The 8099-nt window shown below is 66.1% G+C and carries 5 protein-coding genes and 1 pseudogene; 2 read left to right on the top strand and 4 right to left on the bottom strand.

What is annotated here, in order from left to right; translation table 11 throughout:
- Nucleotides 1-157: pseudogene (locus tag ACE5C1_RS16630) on the top strand (IS256 family transposase); the annotation flags it as partial.
- 332 nt (nt 158-489) lie between these two features.
- On the opposite strand, the gene ACE5C1_RS16625 reads toward ACE5C1_RS16630, so the two are convergent.
- Genes ACE5C1_RS16625 through ACE5C1_RS16610 form a run of 4 tightly spaced genes read right to left on the bottom strand, consistent with a single transcriptional unit; the run spans nt 490 to nt 6383 of the window.
- Nucleotides 490-690, bottom strand: a complete 201-nt coding sequence (locus ACE5C1_RS16625) for a hypothetical protein (protein WP_374945192.1) — start codon at nt 688-690, stop codon at nt 490-492.
- 47 nt (nt 691-737) lie between these two features.
- The gene (gene mobF / locus ACE5C1_RS16620; protein WP_374945191.1) at nt 738-3809 is read right to left on the bottom strand and encodes a MobF family relaxase; all 3072 of its coding nucleotides are present in this window, start codon (nt 3807-3809) and stop codon (nt 738-740) included.
- 5 nt (nt 3810-3814) lie between these two features.
- The gene (locus ACE5C1_RS16615) at nt 3815-6103 is read right to left on the bottom strand and encodes a type IV secretion system DNA-binding domain-containing protein (RefSeq protein WP_374945190.1); all 2289 of its coding nucleotides are present in this window, start codon (nt 6101-6103) and stop codon (nt 3815-3817) included.
- Nucleotides 6093-6383, bottom strand: coding sequence for a hypothetical protein (locus ACE5C1_RS16610; protein ID WP_374945189.1), 291 nt, complete (start codon nt 6381-6383; stop codon nt 6093-6095). The genes ACE5C1_RS16615 and ACE5C1_RS16610 overlap by 11 nt, the downstream gene beginning before the upstream one ends.
- 548 nt (nt 6384-6931) lie before the next feature.
- Here ACE5C1_RS16610 and ACE5C1_RS16605 point away from each other — a divergent pair.
- Nucleotides 6932-8041 (top strand): exonuclease SbcCD subunit D, encoded by a 1110-nt coding sequence (locus tag ACE5C1_RS16605; protein ID WP_374945193.1) that lies wholly within the window; start codon nt 6932-6934, stop codon nt 8039-8041.
- Nucleotides 8042-8099: the final 58 nt, after the last annotated feature.

The raw sequence follows: 8099 nt of genomic DNA, 5'->3' as shown, positions 1-8099 counted from the left end.
CATCTTCCCCAACACCGCCGCGGTCATCCGCCTCGTCGGCGCACTCATGCTCGAGCAGAATGACGAATGGTCGGTATCGCGCCGCCACATGACGCTGGAAACGATCGGCACGTTGAGCGGTAACCCGCGCATCAGCCTGCCAGCACTGGCAGCCTGATCATCCGCGGCCCTGCAGAGGATCGGTGTTCCTACACCACGCCATCGTGCACTACCCAGGAAAGTCCATGTTGCCACGGGTTCGGCGCGAAACGTCGGCGGCGCTGACAGTGACCGTCTCGATAGTCGAAGCTGCGGTTCTTTGGCTCGGACTAGAACTCGCCATGTTCGATGCGAGCTTAGCGTCGAGCCAGTACGAATTGCCGAGCCGCGGGCTGTGCACCTCTTGGCGCAGACGTTCGCGCATATATTCTCGATCTTCCAGACCCATAATACTTTTCCCGATGGATAATGACCGCCGGTCCTAATCGTCGCTTATGACGGCGCCGGTGCTCAGAAGAAGCCATCCTTGCGGCCCTCGTTGCTGTCGCGCAGGCTGCGGCCGTCGATCGCCGAGCGGCGGATCTCCAGGTCGACCTGGTCGCGCTTTCGCCGCGTGCGGAAGTCCGCCTCGGCGAGACCGTTGCGCCGTGCATAATCCTCGGCTGCCTTCTCGGTGCCGAACTTGCCGCCCTCGTCGAAATTCCACGCCATGTGTCGTCTCCTTCATGGGCACCGGCACCGCGCCGGCGCTTCGCTCCTCACAAATCGAGGCCGAGGCTCCGCTCCGGCAATGGCGGCAGCAGGTCGCCCTTGTCCTGTCCCCCGCCCGGCTTGAGATCGGGCGGCACCTTGCGATCGTTTGCCGCGGCCGCGCTCGCGGGCGGCAGCGGCCCGTCGGGGGTTGGTGGCAGGTCGGCGAGGACGTCGGGGCCGGCGGCGCTGCCGAGCCCGTCGACCGGCCCGGGCTCGAACTTGATCCTGGCGGTCGCACCCTTCCGGCCGTCGATGTCGAGGCGCCCGAGCGTCTCGAGCGCCGAGGTCTTGTTGCCGGGATTGAGGTCCAGCTGGCGGGCAAGCTTGTCCTTGTCGTCGACGACCATGGTGAGCTCGTCGCGGACGCGGGTGACCCCGACATTGAACAGGCGCTGGTTCGACAGATTGCGCTCGTGACTGTCCATCACCGTGATCGCTCTGTCGGTGGTGATGCCCTGCGCCATGTGCATGTTGAGTGCGTAGGCGAGGTCGAGCCGCGACAGCATCGGATCGCCGAAGTCCAGCGTGAGGGTCTGCTTTCCGGCAGTCTCGACGGTGATGCCGTTCGCGCCCACCTTCAGCACCCGCGCGAGTGCCGCGTTGTGGAGGCCGCGCTCCTTGTCGTTGGCGGTCCAACGAATCCGGTCGCCCTCCCGCACGTGGAGGCTCTTCTTCTCGGTCAGCTCGAGCCGATCGCGTTTCTCGGTCGGCGACAGTTGTTGCGGATCGAAGCGGGTCTTCCGCCGCCCGTCTCTGAGCTCGACCTTGCCGTTCGGCTGCACCCGGACGACGTCGTAGCGGCCCTTTTCGAGACCGATATCCTGCGCGCCGCCGCGGCCGACATCGAGCGTCTGGGCAGGCCGATATGTCGAGGCGTAGCGGAGCTCCTCGCGGGTAAGATTGACGCGCTCGTAGACGGTGAGGTGGATGCCCTCTCCGCGCACCGTCCCCTCGGCGGCCAACCCCTCCTGAATGCGCTGGTTGATGATCGCGCGCGAGGCGCGTCCCGACGCGAACACCGCCGTTGCCTCCCGACCCTCGGCCGAAAGCGCCAGCCACATCGCGGCCGCCGTGTCGGGCGCCTCCGCGCTTTCGTGGACTCGGTCGCCGAGAACCTTCAGCGCCTGACCTGCCTTGCCGACATTGGCGAGCGCCGCGACCGCCTTCAGCGTGTCGGTGCGCTGGCGGATAGTCTCGTCCATCCGCGCCATCGTGCCGCCGGCCGCCTGGATCATCGCGAACGACTTGCCGGCGTCGATCGAGGAGAGCTGCTGGCGATCGCCGACCAGCACGAGCTTGTCGACACCGACCGCATCGACGATCCGGTGGAGTTTGAGCATGTCGTCGCTCGAGACCATCGAGGTTTCGTCGACGATCAACGTCGTGCCGCCGAGCCGCGCCCGGGCATCTTCGAACCGGGACGTGTCGCGCTCGGTCACATAGCGTTCGTTCGCCAGCACGAACGAGGCGATCGTCTGGCTCTTGATGCCCGCACCCTCGGCGAGATCGGCGACCATCTTGTTCTGGAAGGCGAGCCCGAGCACGGTCCGGCCCTCGGCTTCCGCCACCCGCGCGACCGCCTGGAGCATGGTCGACTTTCCCGCGCCGGCGATGCCCTGCACGGTGACAGTGCGGTCGTCGGACGCGAGGATCAAGGTCGCCGCAGCGAGCTGGCCGGCGTTGAGCGGGCGTTCTGCGGCCCCCTGCACACGGTCCGGCGCCTCGCGCGCCGGGAGCATCGGCATCGCGCGCGCCCTGCCCGCCTCGACCGCGGACAGGATCGTCTCTTCGGTCCGCAACGCCTCGGCCGTCGTCACCAGCGAGACGCCCTTGTCGCCGTCGCGTGGCGCGCCGGGGATGAGCTGGCGCTGCTCGACCAGCCTGCCGATACGCGCTTCGACGCTGTCGATCGTCACGCCCTTGAGCCCCAGATCCAGCGCGGTCTTGCCGAGTAGGTGGACGTGGAACGCCGCCTCGCGTTCGGCCAGAATCCGCACCGCCGACGCCACCGCCAGCTGCGTTCGCGCGTCGGCGGGCGACCGCGTCACGCGTGCAAGTCCGCCGTCGACCAGCGGATCGTGCGGACGCAGGAAACCGCCGACGACCTCGCGCGCATCCTGGATCGCCTTTCCGACGGCGCGGAAACCCCGTTCGAGGCGGCTGTTGGCGATGCTCTGACTCGACCTGTGCTCGGCGCCCGCACGCAGCCCTCGGCCGTCGAAGCCGAGCGCCGCCGCCTTCTCGATCCAGCCTCTGACCAGACCGTCGCGGTCGCCACCGATCACCTTTGGGTCACGGGTCGTGGTCGAGACACCGTCGCGGCCCTTGGCGGACACGATGCCGAGCGCGACGGCCTTTTCGAGGATCGTTTCGCGGCGCTGGCTGAAGGCGTCGATCACCGCCTTGGGCACGCCCGCAATCTCGAACGTGCCGTGCTTGCCCTTCAACTCCACTTGGTAGCCGAGCTTTTCCAGCCCGTCGCGCAGATAGGCGTGGTAGATTGCGCCGATCGTCGCGTTGTTCGCCCAGATCTTGTCGGCGTGGAGCGCCTGCCATTTGCCGTCGGGCATGCGGGTCAGATTGGCGACGATGGCGTGGATGTGTGCCTGCGGATCGAGCGCTCGGCTGGTGTCGTGCTGGAACAGCGCATAGACGAGATTGCCGGTGCGGACCGGGACCTTGCGCCCCTCGACATCCTTTCGGCCCTCCGCGAGGTTTTTCTCGACCCAGCTCATCGTTTTCTGGACCGCCGTCATGTTCGCCGCGAGCACTCGTTTGTCGCCCGCGACATAGGCCATCACCGAGACCGACTTAGGGGCGGAGAAGGTAAGGTCGACGCCGTGGCGGCGGTTCTCGTGGCTGCCGACGTCTTCGCCCGAAGGCAGCGTGCCACCGAGGATCTGCTCAAACGCGTCCTTGGCGACTTCGCCCTCGAGGCCGAGCGCTTCGGCCCCTGCCCCGCCCCATGCGCTCGCCTCGGACGAGCCTTCCGCAGTATAGTAATCGTCGCGGAAATCGTCCTTGGCGAAGTAGGTCGCGGCGCCCGAGGCGGAGCGGACCGAGGCGATCGAGTGCAAAGCGATCAGATCCCCATGTCCATGCCGTCGTCGTCGCGGCCGTTGGCGAAACCTTCCCGCAACTCGACGAGCGTCTGGTCCTCGACCGGGGTTCGACGCGGCGGCGCGTCGCGCGCCTGTCGCCGATCATCGGCCGGGCGAAGGCCGGCGGTCGCCTGGTCCTTTCCATCGCGTGCCACCTGGGCGCGATCGGCGGCGTGGCTCGCAGGCGTCGATTGCTCGTCGCGGTCGGCCGCGGCCGCCTCTTCCTCGGTTGGCGTCGACAGGATGCGCGCCGCCATCTCCTTGGCATTGTCAGGGTCGACGACCTCTTCGATGATCTGCTGCGCGCCGTCGCGACCGCCCGCCTCACCGCCCTCGCCGCCCCCGTCTGAGCCGAACGCTGCTTCGCCGCGGCGCGATCGGACCGGCTGCATCGAGAAGCGGGCGACGAACCCCGGCGCGACGGTCGGGTAGTCCTGCCACCGGAGCAGGATGCGGGCCGCGGGAAAGCCGTCGGGGAACTTCACGAAGCCGTGCATCGAGGGCAGGTTGGTGATGTCGTCGGCGATGACGAGCGGCTCAACCTGCTTTCTCGGCGTCAGCGTCGAGGCGTCGCGAGTGTTGTTGTAGCCGTAGCTGTAAGCCTCATCCATCTGGCGCACTTCACGGTTGCCGATGTAGCGCGCGCACTGCTCGGCGGTGTCGAGGTCGGCGGTCGCGAGGATGAGCTTGGAACGCGCGAGCGAAGCGAGGTTGCGAGCGCCCTGTTCGCCATAAACCTCGACCAGTTTCTCGAAGCTGTGCAGCCCCAGGATCATCGCGCCGCCGAACGCACGCGCGGTCTGCAGGCCGTTCTCGATCGCCGGCAGTTTGTGGAGCGCGCCGAGCTCGTCGAACATGAACCAGGTCCGCAAAGAGCGCGTCCGCGGCATGGTCATCAGCCGGTTGATGCAGAGGTCCATCCAGAGCGTCAGCAGCGCCCGGTTCATCGGCAGATCGACATAGTTGGACGTGATGAAGAGAATCGCGCCGGGCTGCTTGTCCTGCGTGATCCAGTCGCGGATCGAGAACGGCTCGCCCGTGTCGGGCAGGAAGCGCAGGACCTGTGCGTTGGTGTTGAAGACCGCGCGGATCGATTCCGCCATGCGCGCCGCCTCGGGTGCGGTCAGTGGGTCGGCGATCGTGTTCTGCAGGAAGCGGTGGACCCGCTTCAGATCGGCGGTCATTAGATTCTCGCTGAGCGCCAGGTTGGTGGTCTGGCCGCGTTCCTGCAGCTTGATGCACATCTCGATGAACAGCGTGCGCGCGGCGAGCGCCCAGAACGGTTCGGACGAGCCGCCGTCGGCCGGGATCAGCGCCTGCGCGGCGGCGGTGAACTCGCTGTGCGTGCGGCAGTCGTTGAAGATCGACCAGGCCGGGCAGCGCTGGTCCATCGGGTTCAGGATGGTGTCGCGCTTCGAATCGTAAAAGGCTTCGACATAGGCGCCGGTCAGGTCGAAGATGACCGCATTGTCCTGGCGTTCGCGCATCTGCGCGACGAGGCTTCTAAGCTCGGTTGTCTTGCCCGATCCGGTCGTGCCGATGAGCATCGTGTGCGACTGCTCCATGCGGTGCGGATAGGGGATGCCGGCGAGACTGTAGGGGTGGTGGATACCGCCCTTCTTGCGCGCGGCGAACGGCAGGCGGAGCACGGCCGACGGCGACGTTCCGGGGAAGAACTGCGCTGCGTCCTCCTCGAACTTCCCGACATTATGCTGGGCGATTTCGGCGGCGAGGACGTCCCGCTCGACGAGCATCGCGCCGCGTTCGTGACGCTCCTGGAGGATGCGCTTGCCGCGCCGCCGCGAGATGTCGACGAACCAGATCGCGAGCGGTGCGACGACGAAGATCGAGACCAGGATCGAGCCGATAAGGGCACGCATCGCGGTCGCCCAGGCATGCTGGACATCGGGAATGAACGGCACCGCCGACATGATCGTGCGCATGACGTCGCCGTTCGGCCGCGTGACGTTGACGCGCTTGTTCGGGTTGAGGTCGATCCAGTTCCAGAGCGTCGAATAAAGCTTCATGCAAACGAGCTGGAATCCATGTTCGTCGAGCCGCAGCGAGAGAATGATGAACCAAGCGGCGAGGAAGGCGAAGAACCACGCGATGATGGGCAGTCTGGCACCCGAGAACCACATCAGCATCTCGTGGGTGAGGAGCTGGCTGCCGCGGGTGAAATTGCCCGAGTTGCGCTGCACCCGGCCGCGCGCCGAATGGTGGGTTAGCGGGATGTTTTTCCCGTTCGAGCGGATGTCCTCACGCGCCATGATATTGGACCAGGCGCTTGTCGGTTTCGGCGACGAGCCGGTCGCGCAATTCGGGATATTGCTCGCGGATGATGACGTCCAGGGCGAGCTGCTGGAATTCGCTGATCCGCGCGATCCGGCGATGGCTGGCGGTCAGCAGATCGGACGAGGAAAGGAAGACATCGAGCGCCGCGCGGACGATGTCGGCGGTGCTGAGCTTGCGCTCGCGCGCGATCGCGTTCAGGCGTTCCCACTGGGTGCGCTCGAGGCGAACATTGTAGTGGCGGTAACTGGTAGCCAAAGCCAACCTCCTAGCAGGGAGGCTGGTGAGGACTGAAGAACGGGACCGTTATAGCCGAGCCGCGCACGCCCGACAAGTTGATCGTCGCGAACCATGGCTCCGTATTCGCTCGTACTACGCCGGAATAGCGGAATTTCGCGGTTTCCCGCCGCGACGATTCGCGTACCACATCGTAGTCGCGCTTCCCTCCGCGCTAAACCGTTGCGCAACAACGGAAACCCTGCACCTTCAGGTGCGTAGGGTGTGCTTCAAATACAGGCCATTTACCCCATATTTGTTCGGACCGGACGCTCGTCAGCCCATGACACGTTTCCGGTGATTCTGCGAGGGCTTAGACGCGCGAAGGCGCGAGTTTTTTGCTGGGCTAGGTCATGGCGGCTTGCAGACGTGTTCCGCATTTGATCTGAATTGGGGAGCAAATAGCCATCAAGAGGGGGCAAACTGCCAAGCCTCAGCGGGGCTTGTGAAAAGCCTTCCGTGCCCTTTGGTCGTTCGCTAGACGTTCTGCTGAACTTTGAGCGGCTCTAGCGTCCGCAAGGGAGTAAATGGTGCGCGTTCTGCACAGTGCCGACTGGCAGCTCGGCAAGGCGTTCGGCCGGTTCGAGCCTGATGTCCGGGCGGCGCTCGCCGACGCCCGTTTTGATACGATCGACGCGATCGGCCAAGCCGCTCGCACGCATGATGCAGGCCATGTGCTGGTCGCCGGTGACGTGTTCGACACGGAAGGTCCGGAGGACCGCACCATCGTCCAGGCGCTGTCGCGGATGGGGCGCCATCCGTGCCGCTGGTGGCTGCTGCCGGGCAACCATGATTACGCCCGCAATGGCGGCCTATGGGATCGGGTGAGGGCGCGCAAGACGGCCAATGTCACGGTCCTGACCGAACCCGATCCGCAGGAACTGGAGGACGGCGTCTGGCTGCTGCCGGCACCCCTCACGCACCGGCATAACCTCGACGATCCGACCGCGATCTTTGACACGGCTGAGACGCCGGGAGCCCGGCTCCGCATCGGCCTTGCCCACGGCTCGATCCGGGATTTCGGATCGCGGGGAGAGGCCAACAATCAGATCCCGCCCGACCGTGCCGAGCGGTCCAATCTCGACTATCTCGCGCTGGGGGATTGGCACGGTTTGCTCAAGATCGGCAGCCGCACCTGGTATGCTGGAACGCCCGAAGCCGACCGCTTCCAGCGCGATGCGCCGGGCCACATCTTGCTGGTCGACCTCGAGGCGGGAAGGGAGCCGGTCGTGACCCCGATCCGGACCGGCCGCTACCAGTGGCTGATGCGCGAATGGCGGATCAATGATGCGGCCAGCTTTGACGCGGAGCTGGATCGCTTAATGGGCGAGGTCGATCCCGCCGCGACGCTGCTCCAGCTCTCGCTGATCGGGATCACCAGCCTGACGGATCGGGTCACCATTCTTGGCCGGATCGAGCACGATCTGCGGCACCGGCTCCGGCATCTGGATCTGCGAGCGGACGATCTCGTCGCCCGGCCTAGTGACGATGATCTCGCGTCCCTGGCAGGGGAGGGGATGCTGGGCGCCGCGGCGGCCAAGCTGTACGCGAAAGTCAGGGCAGGGGAGGGGGATGCCGCGCTTGCCAAGCGCGCGCTCGAGCGCTTGTTCGTCGAACATTCGACGGGAGCCGCTGCGTGAGCCTCAAGCTGCGGCGGATCACCGCCAACAACTTCCGCAAGTTCCGCTCGCCGATCAC

The sequence above is a fragment of the Sphingomonas sp. genome (assembly GCF_964263785.1).
In the GTDB taxonomy this organism is placed as follows: Bacteria; Pseudomonadota; Alphaproteobacteria; order Sphingomonadales; family Sphingomonadaceae; genus Sphingomonas.
This window is presented reverse-complemented; position numbering and strand designations above follow the sequence as displayed.